The sequence below is a fragment of the Alloyangia pacifica genome, assembly GCF_020524285.1.
In the GTDB taxonomy this organism is placed as follows: Bacteria; Pseudomonadota; Alphaproteobacteria; order Rhodobacterales; family Rhodobacteraceae; genus Salipiger; species Salipiger pacificus_B.
Window position 1 is genome coordinate 281653 of record NZ_JAIVKX010000007.1, and the last position, 20858, is coordinate 302510.

At 67.9% G+C, this 20858-nt stretch carries 21 protein-coding genes; 10 read left to right on the top strand and 11 right to left on the bottom strand.

The annotated features are described in order from the left end of the window. Positions 1-147 precede the first annotated feature (147 nt). From LC039_RS11455 to LC039_RS11465, 3 genes are all read left to right on the top strand, one after another. Positions 148-912 carry a carbon-nitrogen hydrolase family protein gene (locus LC039_RS11455; protein WP_319003717.1) on the top strand — a complete coding sequence of 255 codons (765 nt, stop codon included), beginning with the start codon at positions 148-150 and terminating at the stop codon, positions 910-912. Positions 913-915: 3 nt separating this feature from the next. Then, positions 916-2280, top strand: coding sequence for an aminotransferase class III-fold pyridoxal phosphate-dependent enzyme (locus tag LC039_RS11460; protein WP_226624264.1), 1365 nt, complete (start codon positions 916-918; stop codon positions 2278-2280). A 94-nt stretch (positions 2281-2374) separates the two neighbouring features. After that, positions 2375-3103, top strand: a complete 729-nt coding sequence (locus LC039_RS11465) for a phasin family protein (RefSeq protein ID WP_226624265.1) — start codon at positions 2375-2377, stop codon at positions 3101-3103. Between the two features lie 52 nt (positions 3104-3155). On the opposite strand, the gene LC039_RS11470 is transcribed toward LC039_RS11465, so the two are convergent. Together LC039_RS11470 and LC039_RS11475 are read right to left on the bottom strand one after the other, a co-directional pair. Next, the gene (locus LC039_RS11470; protein WP_226624266.1) at positions 3156-4898 is read right to left on the bottom strand and encodes a PHA/PHB synthase family protein; all 1743 of its coding nucleotides are present in this window, start codon (positions 4896-4898) and stop codon (positions 3156-3158) included. 180 nt (positions 4899-5078) lie between these two features. Beyond that, positions 5079-5936 carry a DUF6473 family protein gene (locus LC039_RS11475; RefSeq protein ID WP_226624267.1) on the bottom strand — a complete coding sequence of 286 codons (858 nt, stop codon included), beginning with the start codon at positions 5934-5936 and terminating at the stop codon, positions 5079-5081. 162 nt (positions 5937-6098) lie between these two features. Here LC039_RS11475 and LC039_RS11480 point away from each other — a divergent pair, with 162 nt between their 5' ends. Beyond that, entirely contained in the window at positions 6099-6974 is an 876-nt protein-coding gene (locus tag LC039_RS11480; RefSeq protein ID WP_226624268.1) for a 3-hydroxybutyryl-CoA dehydrogenase, read from the top strand. A gap of 93 nt (positions 6975-7067) precedes the next feature. Here LC039_RS11480 and LC039_RS11485 read toward each other — a convergent pair whose 3' ends face one another. The 7 genes from LC039_RS11485 to LC039_RS11515 are packed head-to-tail and all read right to left on the bottom strand — an operon-like array spanning position 7068 to position 12497. Next, entirely contained in the window at positions 7068-7955 is an 888-nt protein-coding gene (locus LC039_RS11485) for a lysophospholipid acyltransferase family protein (protein ID WP_226624269.1), read from the bottom strand. 36 nt (positions 7956-7991) lie between these two features. Beyond that, the gene (locus tag LC039_RS11490) at positions 7992-8273 is read right to left on the bottom strand and encodes an HPr family phosphocarrier protein (RefSeq protein WP_095882339.1); all 282 of its coding nucleotides are present in this window, start codon (positions 8271-8273) and stop codon (positions 7992-7994) included. A gap of 47 nt (positions 8274-8320) precedes the next feature. Beyond that, a complete protein-coding gene (locus LC039_RS11495) occupies positions 8321-8719 on the bottom strand; it encodes a PTS sugar transporter subunit IIA (protein WP_226624270.1) in 399 nt (132 codons plus the stop codon). Beyond that, positions 8716-9639, bottom strand: a complete 924-nt coding sequence (gene rapZ, locus LC039_RS11500) for an RNase adapter RapZ (RefSeq protein ID WP_226624272.1) — start codon at positions 9637-9639, stop codon at positions 8716-8718. Before rapZ ends, LC039_RS11495 begins: the two co-directional genes overlap by 4 nt. Next, positions 9632-10072: an HPr kinase/phosphorylase gene (locus tag LC039_RS11505; protein ID WP_226624274.1), complete on the bottom strand. Its 441-nt coding sequence runs from the start codon at positions 10070-10072 to the stop codon at positions 9632-9634. The genes rapZ and LC039_RS11505 overlap by 8 nt, the downstream gene beginning before the upstream one ends. Positions 10073-10076: 4 nt before the next feature. Further along, on the bottom strand, positions 10077-11792 hold the full coding sequence (locus LC039_RS11510) for a sensor histidine kinase (protein ID WP_226624275.1): 1716 nt from the start codon (positions 11790-11792) through the stop codon (positions 10077-10079). 3 nt (positions 11793-11795) lie between these two features. Beyond that, entirely contained in the window at positions 11796-12497 is a 702-nt protein-coding gene (locus LC039_RS11515) for a response regulator transcription factor (protein ID WP_092426129.1), read from the bottom strand. 382 nt (positions 12498-12879) lie between these two features. Between LC039_RS11515 and LC039_RS11520 the strand changes: the two genes are divergently transcribed. From LC039_RS11520 to LC039_RS11530, 3 genes are all read left to right on the top strand, one after another. Next, entirely contained in the window at positions 12880-14478 is a 1599-nt protein-coding gene (locus tag LC039_RS11520; protein WP_226624276.1) for a phosphoenolpyruvate carboxykinase, read from the top strand. Continuing rightward, the gene (locus LC039_RS11525) at positions 14478-15011 is read left to right on the top strand and encodes a DUF3859 domain-containing protein (RefSeq protein ID WP_226624277.1); all 534 of its coding nucleotides are present in this window, start codon (positions 14478-14480) and stop codon (positions 15009-15011) included. Before LC039_RS11520 ends, LC039_RS11525 begins: the two co-directional genes overlap by 1 nt. Before the next feature lie 444 nt (positions 15012-15455). After that, positions 15456-15956 carry a YbjN domain-containing protein gene (locus LC039_RS11530; protein ID WP_095882332.1) on the top strand — a complete coding sequence of 167 codons (501 nt, stop codon included), beginning with the start codon at positions 15456-15458 and terminating at the stop codon, positions 15954-15956. Between the two features lie 50 nt (positions 15957-16006). On the opposite strand, the gene LC039_RS11535 is transcribed toward LC039_RS11530, so the two are convergent. After that, on the bottom strand, positions 16007-16936 hold the full coding sequence (locus tag LC039_RS11535) for an L-lactate dehydrogenase (protein WP_226624278.1): 930 nt from the start codon (positions 16934-16936) through the stop codon (positions 16007-16009). 236 nt (positions 16937-17172) lie between these two features. Here LC039_RS11535 and purE point away from each other — a divergent pair, with 236 nt between their 5' ends. After that, positions 17173-17664 (top strand): 5-(carboxyamino)imidazole ribonucleotide mutase, encoded by a 492-nt coding sequence (gene purE, locus LC039_RS11540; RefSeq protein ID WP_226624281.1) that lies wholly within the window; start codon positions 17173-17175, stop codon positions 17662-17664. A 339-nt stretch (positions 17665-18003) separates the two neighbouring features. Then, positions 18004-19077, top strand: coding sequence for a 5-(carboxyamino)imidazole ribonucleotide synthase (locus LC039_RS11545; RefSeq protein WP_226624283.1), 1074 nt, complete (start codon positions 18004-18006; stop codon positions 19075-19077). Positions 19078-19164: 87 nt separating this feature from the next. On the opposite strand, the gene LC039_RS11550 is transcribed toward LC039_RS11545, so the two are convergent. Then, on the bottom strand, positions 19165-20304 hold the full coding sequence (locus tag LC039_RS11550) for an alpha-D-ribose 1-methylphosphonate 5-triphosphate diphosphatase (RefSeq protein ID WP_226624284.1): 1140 nt from the start codon (positions 20302-20304) through the stop codon (positions 19165-19167). 110 nt (positions 20305-20414) lie between these two features. Between LC039_RS11550 and LC039_RS11555 the strand changes: the two genes are divergently transcribed. Continuing rightward, on the top strand, positions 20415-20858 hold the full coding sequence (locus LC039_RS11555; protein ID WP_226624287.1) for an NUDIX domain-containing protein: 444 nt from the start codon (positions 20415-20417) through the stop codon (positions 20856-20858).

A 20858-nucleotide genomic window follows, 5' to 3' on the forward strand; every position in this document is an offset into this window, starting at 1 on the left:
AAATCGGGGGTATAAGCAAGGAGAATCGATGGCGGCCATTTCCAGACCCGTTGCGACGCCTCCGGCATGTGCCCGCGTCTGCATCGAGGCGGCGCAGGAACTTGCTGCCGTACCCCGGACCCTTCTCAGACCATGAAGAGCTTGAAGATGATGAAACTTGCCCTCTACCAAGCGCCGCCGGTCGGCGATGATCTCGAGGCCGGCTTTGCCCGGCTCGCGGCCAACCTGCGTGCCGCCGCTGCCGCCGGGGCGCGGCTGCTGATCGCGCCCGAGCTCTTTCTGCCCGGCTACAACCAGCCCGAGCTGCACGGCGCCCTGTCGCAACCGCGCGGCGGGCCGTGGTGCCAGCGACTTTCGGCCATGGCGCGCGAGGCCGGCTGCGGTCTCTGCCTCGGCTGGGCCGAGCGCGACGGCGAGACCGTCTACAACGCCGCCACCTGCTGGGATGCCACCGGCGCGGAGGTCGGGCATTACCGCAAGATCCAGCTCTTCGGCCCGATGGAAAAGGCCAGCTTTGCCGCGGGCGACGCCTATTGCGTGTTCGAGCTCGAGGGCATGACCGCCGCGATGCTGATCTGCTACGACGTCGAGTTCGCGCCGCACGTGAAGGCGCTCGCCGAACGCGGCGCCGAGCTGATCCTCGTGCCCACCGCCAACCCGGCAGGCTTCGAGCATGTGTCCAACGTCTTCGTGCCCGCACGGGCGGCGGAATCGGACGTGACCATCGCCTATGCCAATTTCTGTGACACCGACGCCGGGCTCCTGTTCGGCGGCGGCTCCGTCATCGTGTCCCCCGATGCCCGCCTCATCGCGAAGGCCGGGACCGGCGAGACGCTTCTCATCGCCGAGGTCGGCGCGCCCGTGGCGCCCGAGCTCCGCTCCACCCAACTCCAGGACTACAGGGACGTCTGACCCATGGCTCTCGATCTCGACACTTCCACCGATGGCGTGCTGACCGCCGACACCAACCTCGTGCAGAGCTGGGCGGATCTGAATGCGCTCAAGCAATCTGGCGCGCGCACGGTCATCGTCAGCGCCGAGGGCGCCATGGTGCGCGACAGCGAGGGCAACGAGCTGATCGACGGCATCGGCGGGCTGTGGTGCGTCAACGCCGGCCACCGCCGCACCGAGATCATCGACGCGATCAAGCAGCAGCTCGACACGCTCGACTTCTACTCGACGTTCTACAACTTTACCCATCCCGCCGCCGCGGCGCTGGCGGTGAAGCTGGCCGAGCTGGCGCCGGGCAATCTCAACAAGGTGCACTTCGGCAACTCCGGCTCGGTGGCCAACGAGACCGCGATCCGCATCCTGCACCATTACTACAACCGCCTCGGCCAGCCGCAGAAGAAGCGCATCCTGTCGCGCCACGGCGCCTACCACGGCTCCACCAACCTCGCGGTGGCGATGACCACGCCGGGCTACTCCGAGGGCTGGGACAAGTCGGACGGGGTCGTTCACCACCTGCGCTGCCCGCACCACTGGCGCGAGGGCGGCGAGATGACCGAGGAGGAGTTCCTCGGCGCGCTGAAGCAGGACCTGCTGGACACCATTCAGCACTACGGTGCCGAGACCATCGCCTGCATGATCGCCGAGCCGATCATGGGCGCGGGCGGCGTCATCGTCCCGCCCGAGGGCTACCACGCCGAGATGGCCGCGATCTGCCGCGCCCATGACATCAAGTACGTGACCGACGAGGTGGTGACCGCCTTTGGCCGGCTCGGACATTTCTTTGCCTCGAAGGACGTCTTCGGCGTGCAGCCCGACATCATCAACACCGCCAAGGGGCTCACCTCGGGCTATCAGCCGCTCTCGGCCACCATCATGTCGGACGAGATCCACGAGGTGATCTCGGGCCCCGGCGGCATGTTCTTCCACGGCATGACCTACTCGGGCCACCCGGCCGCCGCCGCCGCGGGGCTGGCCAATATCGCGCTGATGGAACGCGAGCAGATCCCGCAGCGGGTGCGCACCTCGGGCAAGAAATTCGAGGCGCTGCTGCGCCAGCTCGAAGAGTTCGACGTGGTCGGCGAGGTGCGCGGCAGCCACTTCATGATCGGCATCGAGTTCGTGAAGGACAAGGCGAGCAAGACCCCCTTCGCCCCCGAGGATCTGATCGGTCTGCGGGTCGCGCGCGAGGCGCAGAAGCGCGGGCTGATCGCGCGGCCGCTGGGCAATATCCTGATCCTGTCGCCGACGCTGATCATGGACGACGCGATGATCGACCGGGTTGCGGACATCCTGCGGGAGAGCATTGCTGCATTGCAGAGCAGCCTGTGACAAATTGACCGTGGGCGGGGCGTGCAGCGTCCCGCTCGCGCCTGACCTGTGGTAAGGGTGGGGCAGTACTATCCTGCTTGGAAGGAGCCCAGACATGGATAAGCCGACCCCCCGCAAGACCTCCACGCGTGGCCAGACGAGTTCGTCGCGGGGCACTGCCACCCGCCGCCGCACGCCGGTGAAACCCGCGGAGGTGAGCCCGGTCAGTGCCGCAACTTCCGTGACAAAAGAAACACCTGAGGTGACCGAGGCCGCGCCCGCGCCGGCCCCCGAGACGCCGAAGACACCGGCTCCCGCGCCGGTGGAAGCCGCCGCCCCGGCGCCCGAGAAACCCGCGCCGAAACCGCGCGCCACGCCGCGCCGCAGCGCCGCGAAACCCGCCGAATCGAGCAAGCCCGCGGCAAAACCCGCGCCCAGGGCCGCCGCGCCGAAACCGGCTGCGGCAAAGCCCGCCGCCAAACCGGCCCCGAAGTCGGCCGCCAAGCCCGCTGCCGCCAAACCTGCGCCCGCCACGGCTGCGCCCGCCAAGGCCGAGGCGCCGGCCGAGGGCAGTTTCCGCATGAGCTGGAATCTCGAGCCCTATGCCGCGACCGCCATGCTCGACACGATGCTCGACATCGGCGCCGAGATGCAGAGCTTCACCGCCGAACGGGTGCGCGAGGACGTGGCGACACAGCACCGGATGCTGCACTGCAAGTCGCCCGCCGAGCTGATCCACATCCAGAGCGCCTTCTTCCAGAAGGCCAGCGAGGATTACCGCGCCCATTGGGGCCGGCTCGCCGAGCTGGGCGGCAAGCTGCCGTTCTTCCCCGGTCAGCCCTGACTTCCAGAACATGCGCCCGCGGCTCCGAACTGGGCGCCGCGGGCGTTGCCGCTCAGCCGAAAACGTAGCTGCCCGGCGCGGCGCCCAGCGAGGGCAGGGCATCTTTTTGCGCCGCGCGCGCGTCTCCCTTGGCCTGCGCGTTCAGCCAGCGGGTCCATTCCAGCCACCACGACCCGTCCTGCACCGGCGTTGCCGCGACCCAGTCCTCGTGGTCGGCGGCGTGCAGCGGCACCGGGCCGATGCGGTAGTGGCGGCGCGGGTGGCCTGGCTCCGAGACGATCCCAGCGTTGTGCCCGCCGCTGGTCAGTACGAAGGTCACCGGCCCGTTGACGAACCGCCCGATCTTCCAGACCGAGGGCCAGGGGGCGATGTGGTCCCTTTCGGTGCCGACGGCGAAAACCGGCAGGCGGATGTCGGCGAGTGCGACCGGATCGTCACCGATCTCGAAGGTTCCCAGCGCCAACCGGTTGCGCAGGAAGAGCTGGCGCAGGTACTCGGAATGCATCTTTGCCGGCATGCGCGTGGTGTCGGCGTTCCAGGCGACGAGGTCGATCATCGCCGCGCGCTCGCCCAGCAGGTACTCGCGGATGGTGCGCGACCAGATCAGGTCGACCGAACGCAGCATCTGGAAGGCGCCGGCCATCTGGTCGGAGCGCAGGTAGCCCTGCTGCGCCATGATGTCCTCGAGGAAGGCGACCTGGCTGTCGTCGATGAACAGGGTGATCTCTCCCGCCTCGGTGAAATCCACCTGCGCCGCCAGCAGGGTGAGCGAGGCCAGCCGGTCGTGCCGCCCCTCGCGCGCCAGCGTCGCGGCGGCGATCGACAGCAGCGTGCCACCGAGGCAGTAGCCCGCCGCATGCACCTTGGTGCCGGGCACCGCGCGCTCGATGGTGTCCATCGCCGCGAAGATGCCCTGGGTGAGGTAATCCTCCAGCCCCATCTGTGCCTCGCCCTCGCCGGGGTTGAGCCAGGAGATCATGTAGACCTCGAAGCCCTGCTCGGTCAGGTGGCGCACCATCGAATTCCGCTCGGAGAGATCGAGGATGTAGTATTTCATGATCCAGGCCGGGACGATCAGCAGCGGCTCGGCCTGCACCGTCTCGGTGACCGGCGTGTATCGGATCAGCTCCATCAGCGGCGTGCGGTGGACCACCTCGCCGGGGGTGGCGGCGAGGGTCTCGCCGACCTTGTAGTCGCCGGTGTCGGGCGTGCCGCCCTGCGCCAACTGGGCGAGGTCCTCCAGGTAATTGTGCAGCCCGCGCATCAGGTTGGCGCCGTGCTCCTCCTGCGTGCGCTTGATCACCACCGGGTTGGTCGGGGCGAAGTTCGAGGGCGCCACGGCATCGAGCAGCTGGCGGGCGGCGAAATTGGTCAGCTGCGCGTGGCGCGGGTTCATACCCTGCACGTCCCGGGTCGCGCTGTCCCACCAGGCCTCGGTGAGCTGGAAGCAGCGCGCGGTGAGGTCGAAGGGCCAGTGCTGCCATTCGGGATCGTTGAAGCGCCGGTCCTCCTGCAGCCGCGCGTGGGCGAAGGGCGCGGTCCCGAGGCAGCAGCCGACCGCGTTCTGCGCCATGCGCGCCGCGCCGGCAACGGCCTCCTCGTGCAGCATCGCCTGTTTCGCCGGCGAGCCCGCCAGGTGCACGGCCCAGTCGAACCAGGCGGTGGCCAGCGCCATGGGCGACAGCCCGCCGGTGAAATTTCCGATGGCCGCATGGAAGGCGCGGTCGATGCCGCCATGGCGATCGCTGGAGTCGGGCGCGGGGTCGGCGGGGGAGGGGAGGGCGGCGTGTTTCATGAACTCTCCAATGACGCGCGGGCGCGGCGCCTGCCTTGATCAGGCGCAAATCGGCGCAATGTCATAGCCACTGTGCGGGGCACGCATGACAGCAGGAAGACGGCCAAACGTCGCGCGGCGCCAAGGCCCTTCGAAAGACCTTGCGCCTCTCTTTGAAGAGAGCTGCCGCGGGAGATGCCTTCAGCGCAGGGTCCGCTCGAGCACCGGGATCAGCGCGGCGGCGATCTCCTGATGGGCGGCGGGGCTCAGGGCCTCGGCGGCCGCGGCGGCCTCGAAATCGGCAAAGACCATGCCTTCGGTCCCGGTCTGCAGGCTGGCGTCGGAAAGCGGCCGGTCGATCACTGCGGCCACGCGCGGGCGCAGGGCCTCGATCATCCCGCGCTCGATGAAGAGCGGCGCCGGGGCGAGCGCGTTCACATGGGTGTCGGGCGGCAGGTGGCCGGCGGCCCAGAGCAGCACCGCGCGCCCGCCGAGCAGGGTCAGCAGCTGCTTCATCCGGGCCACCCAGGCAAGGCGCAGCTCGGCGGTGACCTCGGCAAAGCGCTCCGGCGAGACCTCCAGCAGCCGGCCCAGCATGTGCAGGGTGAAGTGGAACTCGGTGAAATCGACCTCGGGGAAGAGCTGCTGCAGCCGGTCCGAGGCGTGCAGGAAGCGGTCGTTGCGCCGTGGATGCACGCCGTAGTAGCGGTTCGACATGTTCTGGGCCCCCATCACCTGGATGACGCAGAGCTCGGCGCGGGCCGCGAGGCTCAGCACCGCCGGATCGCCGAGATAGAGATCGATCCCGGCGTTCACCACGCCGAGGTTGACGCTGGGCAGGGCAGGGGCCGCCGCGTCCTCGCGGGTGGCATCCAGCGCGGTTTCGACCAGCGCCGGAAAGGGGGTTTCGACGAAGCGCCCGAAGGTCTCCGCCCCGCCCAGAAAGGCGACGTAGCGCCCGTCGAGCCCGCGTTTGGGCCCGCGGAACAGCAGCCGCGACTTGCCATATCGGCACGGAAGATACTCCAGCGCACCCTGAAAGGATCCGGCAACGGACATGACGCCCCCCCAATCTGATTCCCATTCACCCGGTGTCAGGATCAGCATCGCGCCCCAACAATTCGCTAATGCGAAAATCCGTGCAAAAATTGCCGGGCCACCGCTTGCGGCGGGGCCGGGCGGGCGCATAAGGTTGCCGCGCATCAGAGCAGGATAGGGCCCATGGAAATCAAGAGCATCGGTGTCATCGGCGCGGGCCAGATGGGCAATGGCATCGCCCATGTCATGGCGCTTGCGGGCTACGAGGTGCGCCTGTCGGATGTCAGCCAGGAGGCGCTGGACGCCGCCGTGGAGCTGATCACCCGCAACCTCGACCGCCAGGTCAGCCGCGAGAAGATCTCGGGCGAGGCGCGCGACACCGCGCTGGCGAAGATTTCCACCACGCTCGACACGATCGAGATCGCCCATACCGACCTGGTGATCGAGGCCGCCACCGAGCAGGAAGCGGTGAAGACCAAGATCTTCGAGGGGCTGGTGCCGCACCTGCTGCCGCACACGATCCTGACCTCGAACACCTCGTCGATCTCGATCACCCGGCTCGCCTCGCGCACCGACCGGCCCGAGAAGTTCCTCGGCTTCCACTTCATGAACCCGGTGCCGGTGATGCAGCTGGTCGAGCTGATCCGCGGCATCGCCACCGACGAGCCGACCTACCGGGCCTGCCTCAAGGTGGTCGAGAACCTCGGCAAGACCGCCGCCTCGGCCGAGGATTTCCCGGCCTTCATCGTCAACCGCATCCTGGTGCCGATGATCAACGAGGCGGTCTACACGCTCTACGAGGGCGTCGGCAACGTGCGCTCGATCGACATGGCGATGAAGCTCGGGGCGAACCATCCGATGGGCCCGCTGGAGCTGGCGGATTTCATCGGTCTCGACACCTGCCTCGCGATCATGAACGTGCTGCACGACGGTCTGGCGGACACCAAGTACCGCCCCTGTCCGCTGCTCACCAAGTATGTCGAGGCCGGCTGGCTCGGCCGCAAGACCAAGCGCGGCTTCTACGACTACCGCGGCGACGAGCCCGTCCCGACGCGCTGAGGCGCGGCGCCCGGCCGCGCGTTTCTTCTAGGTGCAAATATCCCGGGGGTGAGGCGCGCAGCGCCGAAGGGGGCAGCGCCCCCTTCGTGCATGCTAGCCCTTCAGCGCCAGCGTCTTCTCGCGCAGCCAGGCGACGAACTCGCGCTGGTTGCCGTTCCAGCCGCGCACCTCCTCGGGGCTGATCGCCGGGCCGACCACGGGTTTCTGCGGCCGGCCGCAGGCGTGGATCACCTCGTGGATCAGCAGGCCCTGGCGTAGCGTCGGCGAGATGCGGTTGGCCATCTGGTAGGCGCGGCTGTTCTGGCCGGGGAAGTAGATCGGCACCACCGTGGCGCCGGAGCGCTGGATCATCTTGGCGGTGAACGGGTTCCACACCGCCTCGATGGCATTGCCGAACATCGTCTCCGAGGAGGCCACGACCCCCGAGGGGAAGAGCGCGATGACGCCGCCGTTCTTGAGGTGGTCCATGGCGGTGGCGCGCATTTCGAGGCTCTGCTCGCGCGCGGTTTCCTCGTGCGGGAAGGGCACGGGGATCATGAAGTCGGCGATCTCCTGCACCCCGGTCAGCAGCGAGCGGGTGAGGATGCGGTAGTCGGTGCGCACCCGGCCGATCAGCTCGGCGAGCACCATGCCGTCGACCAGCCCGTGCGGGTGGTTGGCAACGACGATCACCGGGCCGTCCGCGGGAATCCGCGCGATCTGCTCGGCCGGGGTCTGCAGCTCGATGCGCATCATCCGCAGCGCCTGCGCCCAGAAGGCCTGCCCCTCGGGCACGCCGGCGTGCTCGAAGCGGCGCACGAGGCGGATCAGCGGGATCTTCCCGGTCATCCATTCCAGCGCGCGGATGGTATTGGCCTTCCACGGGTTGGTGAAGGTGTTGGCGTAGCTGAGCTTGCGCTTGTCGTAGGGCGCCGGCGGGGAGGCCGCAGGCCGCGCCGGGGCGGTGCCCTCCTCGGCGGGGGCGTCAAAGCTGTCAAGCATGTGCCTACCCTGCTTTGTCATGCACCCATCCGGGCGTCAGTTGTCTTCGCCGAAGCGGTTGGCAACCAGAGCCTCTAGCGCATCGGCGAGCGCCTTGGCGTCGGGGCCCGAAGTTTCGACTTCAATAGAGCTTCCCTTGGAAGCTGCCAACATCAAAAGCCCCATGATGCTGTCGCCGCCGGCGCTCATCCCGTCCTTGGACACTTCGGCATGGGCATCGAAGCCCTCGACCACCTCGACCAGCTTGGCCGAGGCACGGGCGTGCAGCCCCTTTTCGTTGACGATGTTCAGCACGCGGCGAACAGAGGTATCACTCATCTTCAATCTCTTGGTTTCGGGGCCATCTCGCGCAGCGTGGCGCGGGGTCAGACCGGGTCGGGCCTGACGTTCTGGCTGTCAATATACTTGCGGCCCGCCTCGAGCGCGCCGCGCACCGCGTCGGGCACCGGCAGCTGCCGTGTCTTGGCGAGCTTGATCAGCATCGGCAGGTTCATGCCGTAGAGGATGCGACGGTTCTCTGGCTGGCAGGCGAGCAGGCTGAGGTTCGACGGCGAGCCGCCGAAGAGATCGGTCACCAGCACGACGCCGTCGCCGGTGTCGACGCTGTCCGCGGCGGCGCAGATCTCGGATTGCTTCTTGGCGCGGTCATGTTCGGCCTCGATGGAGATCGCCATGATTCCGGGCTGCGCCCCGACCACGTGTTCCACGGCCGAAAGGTATTCCTTTGCCAGCCCACCATGCGCCACGATCACGATACCGATCACGCCTGCGACCTCTCGTCCTGTCCAGTTGCCACGCCCTTGGCGGCTTGGCCGCGGCGTTCCAGTTCTCGGTGCCTAGTTGACACCTGCCAGCCCTGGTCTGCAAGGGCACGCGCGACGGTTTCGGTTACGGTGACGGAACGGTGTTGCCCACCTGTACAGCCGAAGCCGAAGGACAGATGCGCCTTGCCCTCGTCCGTACAGGCCGGAAGGAGAAAGAGCGCGAGGTCGATCACCTTCTGCACGAATGCGTCGAAACGTGCGTCGGCCCGCACATGGGCCTGCACCGGGGCGTCGAGCCCGGTCAGCCCGCGCAGCTCGGGCACCCAATGCGGGTTGTCGAGGAAGCGGCAGTCGAAAACCGTGTCTAGCCCCTGAGGCAGGCCGCGCTTGTAGGAGAAGCTCTCGACCGAGACCGCCAGCTGCTGTGCCTGCTCGGCGGCAAACCAGGTGGCAAGCTGGGCGCGCAGCTCGTGCGGGCTCAGCTCGGAGGTGTCGATCAGGATGTCGGCGGCGGCGCGGGCCCGTTCTAGCAGCGCCAGTTCGCGGGTGATGCCCTCGGTATAGGCGCTGTCGGGGGCGAGGGGATGGCGGCGGCGGGTCTCGGAATAGCGCCGCGCGAGCACGGTCGGCGCGGCGTCGAGGTAGAGCAGCTGCGGGGCGACCTCGGGCTGCTGCGTCAGCGAGGATTGCAGCGAGAGCAGCCCCTCGACGGTGAAGTCGCGGTTGCGGATGTCCACGCCAAGCGCCAGCGGGCGGTCCAGCGCGGGGCCCTCGAGGAGCCGCGGGATCAGCCCCAGCGGGATGTTGTCGATCGCCTCGAATCCGAAATCCTCCAGCGCGTTGATTGCGGTGGAGCGCCCGGCGCCCGAGGGGCCGGTGACCAGCACGACATGCTGGGGTCCTTTCGGTGAGTCATCCATCCTTCGGATCCCTTCTGGCACCCTTCAGATATTGAACGAGCGCTGCGGGAAAATAGGGATGCGCGGCATTGTGAAGCAAGGGGAGATTTCGCGACTGCAGCATGATCTCGCGGGGCTGCGGCAGGCGGTCGGTTTCGGGCGTGTCGAGGTCGAGCACCGCCGCCACCTCGGCGCGGGGCAGGTGGTCGGCCTGCAGCAGCCCCAGCCCGCGCGCCTCGATCAGCCCGGCAAGCGGGGCAGGGGGGCTGGCCCAGAGCGTGTTTCCCTCGAGGGTCAGCACGACGCGGTCGTCTGCCACAAGCTGCGCGCCGCGGGCCATCATCTCGAGCGCGAGGCCGGATTTTCCGGCGCCCGAGGCCCCGCGGATCACCAGCGCGCGCCCGTTCACCGCCACCGCGGTGGCGTGCAGGATCAGCGGGTCCGGGGCGGTCATCGGATCAGATCGGCAGGCCGACGACGAAGCGGGCGCCGAGCGGCTCGGAGGTGATGTCGGCCTCTGTCGGGCGGATGTTCTCGGCCCAGATCACCCCGCCATGCGCCTCGACGATCTGCTTGGAGATGGCGAGGCCGAGACCGGAGTTGTTGCCGAAATCGTTCTCGGGGCGCTGCGAGTAGAAGCGCTTGAAGATCTTCTGCAGCGCCTCTTCGGGGATGCCGGGGCCGGTGTCCTCGACCACCACCAGCACGCGGTTGTCGCGGCGGCGGGCCCAGACGCGGATCGCGTCGCCATCCTCGCAGAAGGAGATGGCGTTGGTGATCAGGTTGACGAAGACCTGCGCGAGCCGCGGCTCCAGCCCGTTGATCTTGATCGGCTTCTCGGGCAGGTCGGTGATGAACTCGATGCCCTTCTTGCGGGCGTCCTCGCCGAGGAACTGGCCGAGGTTGCCGAGCATCTCGAGCAGGTTGAACTCCTGCTCCTCTTCCTTGACCAGCTCGGAGTCGAGCCGCGAGGCGTTGGAGATGTCCGAGACCAGACGGTCGAGGCGGCGCACGTCGTGCTCGATCACGTTGAGCAGCTTGTCGCGGTGCTCGTCCTTCTTGACGATGCGCAGGCTGCCGATGGCCGAGCGCAGGCTGGCGAGCGGGTTTTTGATCTCATGCGCCACGTCCGCGGCGAACTGCTCGTTGGCGTCGATCCGGTCGTAGAGCGCCGCGACCATGCCGCGCAGCGCGCCCGACAGGCGGCCGATCTCGTCGGGGCGGGCGGTCAGGTCGGGGATGCGGATCCGGCGCGAATTGCCCTGCGACTTGTTGCGGTCGCGGCCGATCTCGGCGGCGTCGGCAAGGTCGGAGATCGGGTTGGCGATGGTCGAAGCCAGTACGAGGCTCAGGCCGATCGACACCAGCGTGGCAATGACGAACATCTGCAGCACGCGTTCGCGCTCGGCGCTGACCGCGAGGTCGATCTCGGGCGCGGCGGCGACAAGTGCCACGCTGCCGATGACGCTGGGGCCCTGCCGGATCGGCGCGAAGGCGGTGAACAGCGTCTCGCCGGTCTCGCCGGTACCGGCGAGGATACGCGCGGTTGCCGGATCGCCCGCCTCGATCTGCTGGCGCAGCCGGTCCTCGAGCCCCAGGGCCTCGGTGTTCTGGAAATAGGCGAAGATGCCGGAAATGCCCTGCCAGAGCTCGCCGAGGAAGGTCGAGATCATCGTCTCGCGGCCGGAGGGGCCGTCGGGCAGGGCCGGGGGGGCGCTGGCCTCGCCAACGAGGGCATTGGCCGTGTCGAAGATCAGCACGTCGGTGCCGCGGCGCAGGGTGAGGCTGTCGAGGGTCGCGGCAACATCGAGCCCGCCGGGCGCGCCGAGGCTGACCGGCGCATCGGCCCCCAGTTGCATCTCGAAGACGTCGGCGACCAGCTCGGCCTGCGCAAGGGTCGCATCGGCGCGCTGCTGCGCCAGCGTATCGCGCGAGGAATTCAGCCACAGGATGCCAGCAGCCAGCACGTTCAACGCGATCAGGTTGAACGTGATGATCTTCCGCGTGAGGGGAGAGCGATTCAGGGAAAACAGCGAACGCCGCGCACGGCTGTCGCGCAGTTCCTTTTCCACGGTGCTGTCGGGCGCGATCCAGTCATCGCCCAGAACAACATCTGCATCCTGCCTGTCGCCCGACTCGTCGTCGCGCATCGAGATCCTTTCGGCCAGGGCCATCGCTTACTCTTCGTTGTAACGATACCCGATGCCGTACAGCGTTTCGATGGCCGAGAAATCCTCGTCCACGGTCCGCATCTTCTTGCGCAGGCGCTTGATGTGGCTGTCGATGGTACGGTCGTCGACATAGACCTGATCGTCGTAGGCCACGTCCATCAGCTGGTCGCGCGATTTCACGAAGCCGGGCCGCTGGGCCAGGGCCTGCAGCAGTAGGAATTCGGTGACCGTGAGCGAGACATCCTTGCCCTTCCAGCTCACCGCGTGGCGCAGCGGATCCATGGTGAGCGAGCCGCGGGTCATCAGCTTGGTGTCTTCGGTATCCCCAACCACTTCACCAGCCTGAGCTTCCTGACGGCGCAGGAGCGCGCGGATCCGCTCGACCAGCAGGCGCTGGCTGAACGGCTTCTTGACGTAGTCGTCCGCGCCCATGCGCAGGCCGAGCACCTCGTCGATCTCGTCGTCCTTGGAGGTCAGGAAGATCACCGGCATGCGCGATTTCTGGCGCACACGCTGCAGGAGATCCATCCCGTCCATCCGCGGCATCTTGATGTCGAAAACGGCCATGTCGGGCATCTTCTTGCTGAACGCATCCAGCGCAGACTGCCCGTCATTGTAAGTTTCAACCTCGAACCCTTCCGCCTCGAGTGTCATGGACACGGATGTCAGGATGTTCCTGTCATCGTCCACCAGGGCGATTTTAGACATAGCACTTCATCCTTGTACTGCTCTGTTATGCCTTCTTTTTCCGGCAAGTATGCGAAGTTTCGGATTCATCAACAATCCCATACCGCGAATCAGTACACAGCTGCGACTTAATTGCAGCGCAGATAAGGTAAGGAATGGCTAAAATGCCTCACCTTGCTAGCACAAGTTGCAAGAACCGTGACCTATGGTAACGCTAGCCGGGAAGGGTGCTAACGCTAAAGCCGCATTGGTTGCGCTAACTCCTTGGATGCCTTCTGTTCTTGTCCGATCCTCGCATGTTAAAGGCTCTGATACCGGTGGCGGGCGCTGCCGGTGGACGGCAGCGCTTTTGCCGCCCCAATGACTACCGCCGCCCGGACGTGCGGCTACAGGAGCTTGGCAGATGACATTTGGACGGGTGAACCCGCAATTCCGGCTTGAAGATCAGGGGATCGAAGGGCTGGGCAATGTCTATTACAATCTTATGGAGCCCGCGCTGATCGAGGCCGCCCTGAAGCGCGGCGAGGGCACGCTGGGCAAGGGCGGTGCCTTCTACGTGACCACCGGCAAGTTCACCGGCCGTTCGCCGCAGGACAAGCACGTGGTGAAGACCCCCTCGGTGGAAGACAACATCTGGTGGGAAAACAACCGCGCCATGTCGCCCGAGGGTTTCGACGCGCTGCATGCCGACATGCTCGAGCACATGAAGGGCAAGGACTATTACGTCCAGGACCTCGTCGGCGGTGCGGATCCGGCGCATTCGATCAAGGTGCGCATGGTGACCGAGCTGGCCTGGCACGGCCTGTTCATCCGCCACATGCTGCGCCGCCCCGAGCGCGAGCAGCTCGACGAGTTCCTGGCAGATTTCACCATCATCAACTGCCCGAGCTTCAAGGCCGACCCGAAGAAGCACGACTGCCGCAGCGACACCGTCATCGCGCTGAACTTCGACAAGAAGACCATCCTCATCGGCGGCACCGAATATGCCGGCGAGAACAAGAAGTCGGTCTTCACCCTGCTGAACTACATGCTGCCGCTGAAGGGCATCATGGCGATGCACTGCTCGGCCAACCACGCGCCGAACAACCCGGTCGACACCGCCGTCTTCTTCGGCCTGTCCGGCACCGGCAAGACCACCCTCTCGGCCGATCCCGAGCGCGTGCTGATCGGCGATGACGAGCATGGCTGGTCCGACCGCGGCACGTTCAACTTCGAGGGCGGCTGCTACGCCAAGACGATCAACCTGTCGGCCGAGGCGGAGCCCGAGATCTACGCGACCACCTCGAAATTCGGCACGGTGATCGAGAACATGGTCTTCGACGAGGAGACCTTCGAGCTCGACTTCGAGGACGACAGCCTGACCGCCAACATGCGCTGCGCCTACCCGCTCGAGTACATCTCGAACGCGTCGTCCACCGCGCTCGGCGGTCACCCCAAGAACATCATCATGCTGACCTGCGACGCCTTCGGTGTCCTGCCGCCGATCGCGCGGCTGACCCCGGCGCAGGCGATGTACCACTTCCTGTCGGGCTTCACCTCGAAGGTGGCGGGCACCGAGCGTGGCGTGACCGAGCCGCAGCCGACCTTCTCGACCTGCTTCGGCGCGCCCTTCATGCCGCTGCGCCCGGAAGTCTACGGCAACCTGCTGCGCGACAAGATCGCCAAGCACGGCGCGACCTGCTGGCTGGTAAACACCGGCTGGACCGGCGGCGCCTATGGCACCGGCCACCGCATGCCGATCAAGGCAACCCGCTCGCTGCTGCACTCGGCGCTGAACGGCTCGCTGGCGAAGGTCGAGTTCCGCAAGGATCCGAACTTCGGCTTCGAGGTGCCGGTCTCGGTCGAGGGCGTGCCCGAGCTGCTGCTCGATCCGCGCCGCACCTGGTCGGATAAGGACGCCTTCGATGCGCAGGCGCAGAAGCTGGTGAACATGTTCGCCGAGAACTTCGCGCAATACGTGCCCTACATCGACGAGGACGTGAAAGCCGCCGCGATCGGCTGATGCGCCTCGCAGCGATCCTCATGATGCTGGCCGGACCCGCTCTCGCGGGGTCCGGCCTTTCTTTTGCCGAGCCGCCGGTGCTGCTGATCGAGCGCGGGGTAATCTGCCAGGTCACCACCGAGGGCGCCCGCCCGGCGCCCGAGACCGAGCAGGGGATCATCAACCTCATCGAGCCAGGGCGACGCGTCGATGTCGCTACCGAGGTGGTCCCCGCCGCGCTGGGGATCAGCTTCGGCATCCGCTTCACGCTGGCCGAGAGCGCGGCGCCGCTGGCGCTGCGGGTGATCGTCACCCATCCGCCGATGGGCGCGCGCGGGGTCGAGGTCGAAAGCTGGAGCACCGGCGCCGCGCCCGGCGCGCCGAGCCTGAGCCTCTTCACCTTCGAATATGCCTACGAGATGGTCGAGGGCGACTGGACGATGGCGCTGGAGGCCGGCGGCGAGCGGTTGCTGGAGCAGCACTTCACCGTGGTGCCCGCCGATGCCGCGCGGCCCGTGCTCGCCGCCTGCGACGGCCCTGCGGCGATGTCCTGACGCAGGGTCAGATTTCGGGACATTCCCCAGAGAGCGGCAGTTTTCCGGGTCTCGGAGCGCCAACGCCGCACATGCGCGGCCCCACAGGGGCAATTCAGGCCGTGTTGGCCGTCGGAATTTTCCCGGAGTGCGCACGCCTTTTTCCAATTTTATCCACAGCCCCTCTGCGCGACTCAGGTTGCTGAAAAGACTCGAAACCTTGAGTCCGGCCCCCTGCAGACTCCCCGGAGTTGCCCACAACGGGAGGAATCTGCATCTTGATTAAATAACAGATCACTCCACAAGTTATTGGGTGTGTCTCTAATATTTCGCTTTACAGAAGGTGCCAGCCACAGGCACGATATATGGTAAGAGACGAGGGCTTACCCCCAACATCTCTACGAGCAGGCACCTAGCATCCGGGGCGCTGCCAAGCCCCGAAGCTACAACCATAAGAGGTGGCGCATGGCACTGTCCGAAGACTTTCTGAGCGAAGAGCTGCATCCCATCGACATCGTCGAGACCCTGGCCGAGACCAACGACTGGGATTTCGACCGCGTCGGCGAAGACCAGATCGCCATGGCGGTCGAGGGCCAGTGGCGCACCTATTCGATCACCCTCGCATGGTCGCCCTACGACGAGACGCTGCGGATGATCTGCAGCTTCGAGATGGAGCCGCCGACGGACTCGCTGCCCGAGCTCTACGCGGGGCTCAACGCGGTCAACGACCAGTGCTGGGCAGGCGCCTTCTGCTACTGGGCGGAGTCCAAGCTGATGGTCTACCGCTACGGGCTGGTGCTCGCCGGCGGCCAGGTCGCCAGCGCCGAGCAGATCGATACGATGATCGGCGCCGCGGTAATGACCTCCGAGCGCTACTACCCCTGCTTCCAGTTGATCAACTGGGCCGGCAAGAGCGCCGAAGAGGCGCTGCAGATCGCCATGGCGGAAGCCTACGGCCGCGCCTGAGCGCGGCCCCTCGACAAGCTGCGGAGGGCTCGTCCGGCCCTCGCAGTTCCCTAATGGATACCCAGCGCGGTTTCCTTCAGCATCTCCGCCGAGGCGCGCAGCGCCGCCGCCTCGGACGGGTCGAGATCGGGGGTCAGCGTCGACAGCACCCCGCCCGCGCCGACCACGCGGGGCAGGCTGAGCGCCACCTCCTCGACCCCCTGCACCTGCGGCGTGACCACAGAAACCGAGAGCACCGCCCGCTGGTCGTCGCGCACCGCCTGCACGATCCGCGCCAGCCCGGCGCCGATGCCGTACCAGGTCGCCCCCTTGCCCTCGATGATGCGATAGGCGGCGCGGCGCACCGCCTCGTCGATGCGGGCGCGGACGTCTTCGGTGATCGGCGCATGGACCTGCTCGGCGAACTCGCCGACGGTGATCGCCCCGGCGCGGGCCGAGGCCCAGCCGAGCACCTCCGAGTCGCCGTGCTCGCCCAGCACGTAGGCGTGCACCGATTGCGCCGCGATGCCGAGGTGATCGCCCAGCAGCCAGCGGAAGCGCGCGGTGTCGAGGATGGTGCCCGAGCCGATGACCTGCCCGGCGGGAAGGCCCGAGGCGCGCAGCGCCACCTCGGTCATCACGTCCACCGGGTTCGAGGCGACCAGCAGCATCGCCTCTGGGGCCGCCTTCTGCACGCCCGCGATCACCTGGGCGAAGACCTCGGCGTTGCGCGACAGCAGGCTCAGGCGGCTCTCCCCGGGCTTCTGCGCCACACCTGCGGCGAGGATCACGATCGCCGCGCCCTCGAGCCGCTCGTAGCCGCCCGAGCGCACCTGGCAGGGATGGGCGAAGGGCACCGCATGGGCGATGTCCTCGGCCTGTGCGCGGGCCAGCGCCTCGCTCTTGTCCACGAGGACGATCTCGCTCGCGCCGCCGCGCAGGGCAATGGCGTAGCCCGCGGCCGAGCCGACCATGCCCGCACCCACGATTCCGACTTTCATGGCGGTCTCCCTTTCGCCGGTGATGGCGCTACCTTGGCACGGGCCGGGCGCCGGACCAAACGTGCAGGGCGGGGAAGTTGCAGGGACGCCGGGGTTTTTCGCCGCTTGCCCAGCCCGCGCGCATTCCCGTGTCGCGGCATGGACATACCATGGACACCGGGCCATGGACACGGGGGGCGACGTGGCTATAGTGCCGCCCTCACGAGACGGATCCAGCAGGCGAAAGAGGCCCGGACATGACGGAACAGGTGAAGGTCGGCATCATCATGGGCAGCCAGTCGGACTGGCCCACGATGCAGGAAGCGGCGCAGATGCTCGACGAGCTGGGCGTGGCCTACGAGGTCAAGATCGTCTCGGCGCACCGCACGCCGGACCGGCTCTGGACCTACGGCAAGGCAGCTGCCGGGCGCGGGCTGCAGGTGATCATCGCGGGCGCGGGCGGTGCCGCGCACCTGCCGGGGATGATGGCCTCCAAGACCCGCGTGCCGGTGATCGGCGTGCCGGTGCAGACCAAGGCGCTCTCGGGCGTCGACAGCCTCTACTCGATCCTGCAGATGCCGCGCGGCTTCCCGGTCGCGACCATGGCGATCGGCGCGGCTGGCGCGGCCAACGCCGGCCTGATGGCGGCGGGCATCCTCGCGCTGCAGGATGCGGCGCTGGCAGAGCGGCTCGACGCCTGGCGTCAGGCGCTGTCGGACTCGATCCCCGACGAGCCCGTGCGGGACTGACCTCGCCGCCTCTTGGCCCGGGGCAAGGCCGAAGGCTGCCGGGCGAGTGGTCGTCCATCGTGGCACCTACGGTGCGAGCCCGATGGACGCCGCCGCCGCAACGCGCTGGCGCTTTTGTCTCGGGGCTCCGGAGAACAGCGTCACGCGGACTTGGCCGCCGCAAATCGCCTACCGGAATCGTCGCAGCGCCACCTGACGGACCAGCGTCCCCGGCTCGGGAAGCTGCGTCTGGTGAGGTCTCATGGGCGCACTCCGCCACCGCGCCACACAAAGGGGTGTTGCAAGCCGCGCCAATCCGCAGGAAAAGCGGCGAAACCCGATCCAGTCCCGGAGGCCCCCATGTCTGACGCTCTTCCCCAAGGTGCAACCATCGGCATTCTCGGCGGCGGACAGCTGGGACGGATGCTTTCCGTGGCCGCCAGCCGCCTCGGCTACCGCACGCATATCTTCGAGCCGGGCGCCGAGCCGCCCGCCGGCCACGTCGCCCACGCGGTGACCACCGCCTCCTATGACGACAAGCCCGCGCTGACCCGCTTCGCCGAGTCGGTGGACGTTGTGACCTACGAGTTCGAGAACATCCCCACCGAGGCGCTCGACACGCTGCAGGCGCTGCGCCCGATCCGCCCCGGCCGCGAGGCGCTGCGCGTCAGCCAGGATCGGATGACGGAAAAGGAATTCCTCGCCGGTCTCGGCCTGCGCACCGCGCCCTTCGCGGCGGTCGACAGTGAGGCGGATCTCAACAATGCGCTCGAACTGATCGGGGCGCCGGCCATCCTCAAGACCCGACGCTTCGGCTACGACGGCAAGGGCCAGGCCCGCATCCTGTCGAAGGATGACGCCGCCGATGCCTTCGAGGCGATGAACGGCGCCCCGGCGATCCTCGAGGGCTTCGTCGACTTCAGCCACGAGGTCTCGGTGATCGCGGCGCGCGGTGTCGATGGCGAGGTCGCCTGCTTCGATCCCGGCGAGAACGTGCACCGCGACGGCATCCTGCGCACCACCACCGTGCCCGCCCGGCTGACCCCCGCGCACCGGCAGGACGCGATCCTGCTGGCCGGCCGCATCCTCAATGCGCTAGACTACGTCGGCGTCATGGGGGTGGAGCTCTTCGTCTGCGCTGACGGGCTGGTGGTCAACGAGATCGCACCGCGGGTGCACAACTCGGGCCACTGGACGCAGAACGGCTGCAGCGTGGACCAGTTCGAGCAGCACATCCGCGCTGTCGCGGGACTGCCGCTGGGCGACGGCGGGCGGCACTCGGACGTGCAGATGGAGAACCTGATCGGCGACGACATGGACCGGGTGCCCGAGCTGCTGCGCGAGGCCGACACCGCGCTGCACCTCTACGGCAAGGCCGAGGCTAAGCTGGGCCGCAAGATGGGCCACGTCAACCGCATCGTCCGCGGCGGCTGACACTTCTGAAGCTGAAGGCGGGGTGTCGGGTCGGTCTCGGGCCGGAGAGTCGGCCGGAGGACCTCGCGCGAGACTTTCGCCGGGGCCTCAGCTAATGAAGCGCCCGGCCACATCCCCGCTCATGTAGGCCACGCGGCCCCCGGCAATCGTCGCCACGATGCGCCGGCTGTCCCGCTCGCGGATGATCAGATCGGCGCGCAGCCCGTCCTCGATCCGGCCCCGGTCGGTCAGCCCCAGCAGCCGCGCGGGCCCCTCCGAGACCAGCTTCCACGCCGCGACCTCGTCCAGCAGACCGAGCTCTACGCAGCGCCAGGCCGCGCGGGCCGGGGCGGGGTAATGGTAGTCCGAGGCCAGCGCGTCACACAGACCCATCCCCACCAGCTCCAGCGCCGAAACATTGCCCGCGTGGCTCGCCCCGCGCACCACGTTCGGCGCACCGAGCACGATGAAGTCGCCAGCCTCGCGCGCCGCCTGCGCCGCCTCGACCGTCTCGGGGAACTCCGAGACCATCGCGCCGCGTGCGCGCCAGTCCGCGCGACCGCCTGCGGTGCGGTCGTCATGGCTGCCCATGGTCACGCCGCGCGCCGCCAGCCGGGCGCAGAGCCCGTCCAGCGCCACCGGAACCTCGTCGCCGCGTGCGTGCAGCCCCATCATCAGCGCCAGATGCGCCTCGGGGCTGCGGCCGCTCTTCAGCGCCTGCCCGGTGAGCCGCGGCGGCTTGCGCCCCTCGGCGAGGCGCTGGTGCGGCAGGTGGTCGTTGAACACCACGTAGGAGATGCCCCAGCGCTGCACTGCCTCCTCGGCCCCGGCGAACCCGCCCAGGAAATGCGTCTCGAGCCGCAGCTGCAGGCGCAGGTCGACGGGCACGGTGGGGGCGACCTCGGTGACGGCGGCAAAGACCTCCCTTGCGAATTCCGGCCCGCGCATCCCGCCTTCCCAGGACCAGAACTGCGCCAGCGCAGCGGTGGTGATGCCGCAGGCCGCCAGCTCGGCAGCGCAGGCCTGCACCCCGGAGGCACGTTCGCGCAGCGCTCCCCGGCGCGGCGCCATGTGCCGCTCGAAGCCGTCGCCATGGGCGTCGACGATCCCCGGCAGCACCTCGAAGCCGGAAAGGTCCACCGCCTTGCCGGAGCCGCCGCCGATGCGCCCCCCGGAGATCGGGAGGGGCGCGTCGCTCCAGCCCTCGGGGCGCAGGACGGCGGCGTTCTGAAGGGTCAGGTCGAGCACGGGCAGGGGCCTTTCTTCGGGCCGGTCGGGGGCAGGGCGGGTCGGCGCTTGAGATACGTGCCCGCCCGGCCCTATGAAAGGGGCAAAAGGACACGCCCGAAGGGAAGCCAATGCCGAAGTCCCCCCGCCTCGCCGCCCGCGCCGTGCTGCTGCACGAGGACCGGCTGCTGCTGGTGAACGCCTGGCCCGGCGGCAAGAGCGACCTGTGGTGCGCCCCCGGCGGCGGGGTCGAGACCGGGGCCTCGCTGCCCGAGAACCTCGCCCGCGAGCTGCGCGAGGAAACCGGGCTCGAGATCAAGGTGGGTCCGCCCTGCCTGGTCAACGAGTTCCACGATCCCGCCAGTGGCTTCCACCAGATCGAGATTTTCTTCCGCTGCCACATCGTGTCGGGACGGATCGACGCCTCCTGGCGGGATCCCGAGGGCGTGGTGACCGAGCGCCGTTTCGTCACCCGCGCCGAGATGGAAGGGCTGCGCTTCAAACCCAGCAGCCTGCCGCATGTGGCCTGGGGGCGGGGCTTCGGCTACGACCCGCTCGAGCTGATCCAGCATTGA

What these genes read in the sequence shown, in the direction of transcription:
- LC039_RS11455 (WP_319003717.1), top strand. Translation starts at nt 148, where the DNA reads ATGATGAAACTTGCCCTCTACCAAGCGCCGCCGGTCGGCGATGATCTC.
- LC039_RS11460 (WP_226624264.1), top strand. Translation starts at nt 916, where the DNA reads ATGGCTCTCGATCTCGACACTTCCACCGATGGCGTGCTGACCGCCGAC.
- LC039_RS11465 (WP_226624265.1), top strand. Translation starts at nt 2,375, where the DNA reads ATGGATAAGCCGACCCCCCGCAAGACCTCCACGCGTGGCCAGACGAGT.
- LC039_RS11470 (WP_226624266.1), bottom strand. Translation starts at nt 4,898, where the DNA reads ATGAAACACGCCGCCCTCCCCTCCCCCGCCGACCCCGCGCCCGACTCC.
- LC039_RS11475 (WP_226624267.1), bottom strand. Translation starts at nt 5,936, where the DNA reads ATGTCCGTTGCCGGATCCTTTCAGGGTGCGCTGGAGTATCTTCCGTGC.
- LC039_RS11480 (WP_226624268.1), top strand. Translation starts at nt 6,099, where the DNA reads ATGGAAATCAAGAGCATCGGTGTCATCGGCGCGGGCCAGATGGGCAAT.
- LC039_RS11485 (WP_226624269.1), bottom strand. Translation starts at nt 7,955, where the DNA reads ATGCTTGACAGCTTTGACGCCCCCGCCGAGGAGGGCACCGCCCCGGCG.
- LC039_RS11490 (WP_095882339.1), bottom strand. Translation starts at nt 8,273, where the DNA reads ATGAGTGATACCTCTGTTCGCCGCGTGCTGAACATCGTCAACGAAAAG.
- rapZ (WP_226624272.1), bottom strand. Translation starts at nt 9,639, where the DNA reads ATGGATGACTCACCGAAAGGACCCCAGCATGTCGTGCTGGTCACCGGC.
- LC039_RS11505 (WP_226624274.1), bottom strand. Translation starts at nt 10,072, where the DNA reads ATGACCGCCCCGGACCCGCTGATCCTGCACGCCACCGCGGTGGCGGTG.
- LC039_RS11510 (WP_226624275.1), bottom strand. Translation starts at nt 11,792, where the DNA reads ATGGCCCTGGCCGAAAGGATCTCGATGCGCGACGACGAGTCGGGCGAC.
- LC039_RS11515 (WP_092426129.1), bottom strand. Translation starts at nt 12,497, where the DNA reads ATGTCTAAAATCGCCCTGGTGGACGATGACAGGAACATCCTGACATCC.
- LC039_RS11520 (WP_226624276.1), top strand. Translation starts at nt 12,880, where the DNA reads ATGACATTTGGACGGGTGAACCCGCAATTCCGGCTTGAAGATCAGGGG.
- LC039_RS11525 (WP_226624277.1), top strand. Translation starts at nt 14,478, where the DNA reads ATGCGCCTCGCAGCGATCCTCATGATGCTGGCCGGACCCGCTCTCGCG.
- LC039_RS11530 (WP_095882332.1), top strand. Translation starts at nt 15,456, where the DNA reads ATGGCACTGTCCGAAGACTTTCTGAGCGAAGAGCTGCATCCCATCGAC.
- LC039_RS11535 (WP_226624278.1), bottom strand. Translation starts at nt 16,936, where the DNA reads ATGAAAGTCGGAATCGTGGGTGCGGGCATGGTCGGCTCGGCCGCGGGC.
- purE (WP_226624281.1), top strand. Translation starts at nt 17,173, where the DNA reads ATGACGGAACAGGTGAAGGTCGGCATCATCATGGGCAGCCAGTCGGAC.
- LC039_RS11545 (WP_226624283.1), top strand. Translation starts at nt 18,004, where the DNA reads ATGTCTGACGCTCTTCCCCAAGGTGCAACCATCGGCATTCTCGGCGGC.
- LC039_RS11555 (WP_226624287.1), top strand. Translation starts at nt 20,415, where the DNA reads ATGCCGAAGTCCCCCCGCCTCGCCGCCCGCGCCGTGCTGCTGCACGAG.